Raw genomic sequence first — 2,042 nt, 5'->3', positions numbered from 1 at the left:
AAAGACGCTGGCCATCGATTGGCTGGTCAAGTGGCGCATCGCGGATTCGCGCCAGTTCATCCGCAACAACGGCGTCGATCTGCGCAATCTCGAGAATCGGCTGAGCCCTGTGGTTCAGGCGGCATTCAACGAACAGGTCACGAAGCGCACCGTGGGCATGGTGCTCGCTACCGAACGCGAAAAGATCATGAACGACGTCAAGGCGAGCCTGGCCGAGCCGGCCAAGTCCTTCGGCGTCGAGATCATCGACGTGCGGATCAAGCGCGTTGATTTCGTCGCCAGCATCACCGACTCTGTCTACCGCCGGATGCAGTCCGAGCGGCAGCAGGTGGCCAACGAGCTGCGCTCGAAGGGCCAGGCTGATGGAGAACGCATCCGCGCTGATGCCGATCGCCAGCGCGAAGTGATCATTGCCGAGGCCTACCGCGATGCGCAGAAGATCAAGGGTGAGGGCGATGCCAAGGCTTCGGCCATCTACGCCAGCGCCTTCGGCCGCGACGCGCAGTTTGCCCAGTTCTATCGAAGCCTCGAGGCCTACAAGCAGAGCTTCCGCAGCAAGAGCGACGTGATGGTCGTCGACCCTTCATCGGACTTTTTCAAGGCGATGCGTGGCAGCGGTGGCGGCAGCGCCCCGCCGGCCAAGAAGTGACCAGCGCGCAACCTGCTTGGGAGGGTGGCCTGAATCATGGGTGATTTGCTGCTGCCAGCGCTGGCGCTGATGCTGGTGTTCGAAGGCCTGTTGCCATTTTTCAGCCCAGGCCGCTGGCGCGAGATCTTCCTGCGCGCCACCCAGCTGAGCGACGGTCAGATCCGCTTCATCGGCCTGACCAGCATGCTGATCGGGCTGGCGGTATTGCTGCTTTTGGGCAACTGAAGGCGGCTTGCCAAGCCCCCGCTTGGCGAAACCCCCCCTGTACAATGCCGGTTTTAACCCCGGTGCTTTTTCATGTCGTCTGCTTGGCTGTTGCCAGAGCACATTGCTGACGTCCTGCCCGCAGAGGCCAGGCGCATCGAGGAACTGCGGCGCCAATGGCTGGACCGCGCCCGCGGCTACGGCTTCGAGCTGGTGATGCCGCCGATGCTGGAGTACCTGGACTCCTTGCTGTCCGGTACCGGCCGCGAACTGGACCTGAAGACCTTCAAACTGGTCGACCAACTTTCCGGCCGCACGCTCGGCCTGCGCGCCGACACCACGCCCCAGGTCGCCCGGGTCGACGCCCACCTGTTGAACCRCGAAGGCGTGACGCGCCTGTGCTATTGCGGCCCCGTGCTGCACACCAAGCCGTCGGGCTTGCACATGACGCGCGAGCCACTGCAGTTCGGCGCCGAAATCTTCGGCCATGCCGGCCTGGAGGCCGACCTGGAAGTGCAGGAGCTGGCGCTCGACGGCCTGGCCGCTATCGGCGCTCGTGAGCTGACGATCGATTTGGGTGACGCCCGCGTCGTGCGCTCGGTGTTGGCTGGTGTCCCGTTGGATGCCGCGGCGCTGACCGAGCTGGTGGCGGCATTGACCGCAAAAGATGGCAGCACCGTGCAAGCGCTGGCGCGCCATTGCCCGCCGGAAACCCGTGCGGGCCTGGCCACGCTTCTGGAGATGTACGGCGGCGACGAAGTGCTCGAACAAGCCCGCCACCGCCTGCCGGCCCGTGCGCCGATTGCCGCTGCGCTGGACGACTTGGCGTGGCTGGCCCGCCATCTGCGCCAATCGAACCCCGAGGTTCGCATTGGCTTCGACCTGTCCGACATGAGCGGCTACGCCTACTACAGCGGCGTGCGCTTTGCGGTCTACGGTGCCGGTTCGACCAACGCGCTGGTGCGCGGCGGTCGCTACGACGAAGTCGGCGCCGTGTTTGGCCGCAACCGCCCCGCCGTGGGTTGCAGCCTGGACCTGAAGGGTCTGACCGCGGTGACGCCGATCGCGCCGCCGCGGGCCGCCGTGCGTGCGCCCTGGGGCGAAGACGCCAGCCTGCGTGCCGCAGTGCGCCAACTGCGCGCCCAAGGCGAGACGGTGGTCTGCATATTGCCGGGCCACGAGCATGAGA

The 2,042-nt window shown here is 65.8% G+C and carries 3 protein-coding genes; all 3 read left to right on the top strand.

From position 1 onward, the window contains the following. The coding region (gene hflC, locus AC1DYI_RS33925; protein ID WP_477208503.1) for a protease modulator HflC at positions 1-649 on the top strand (649 nt) is incomplete at its 5' end. Positions 650-685: 36 nt separating this feature from the next. After that, the gene (locus AC1DYI_RS33920; protein WP_374564244.1) at positions 686-874 is read left to right on the top strand and encodes a DUF2065 domain-containing protein; all 189 of its coding nucleotides are present in this window, start codon (positions 686-688) and stop codon (positions 872-874) included. A 72-nt stretch (positions 875-946) separates the two neighbouring features. Further along, on the top strand, positions 947-2,042 hold a 1,096-nt coding region (locus AC1DYI_RS33915), incomplete at its 3' end, for an ATP phosphoribosyltransferase regulatory subunit (protein ID WP_477208502.1).

It is taken from the genome of Ideonella sp. P3_A4, from assembly GCF_056403075.1.
Note: the sequence above shows the minus strand (reverse complement) of the source record. Positions and strands in the feature narration are given on the sequence as shown.

Excerpts from the sequence above, each read along its gene's own strand:
- AC1DYI_RS33920 (WP_374564244.1), top strand. The coding sequence starts at position 686 with ATGGGTGATTTGCTGCTGCCAGCGCTGGCGCTGATGCTGGTGTTCGAA.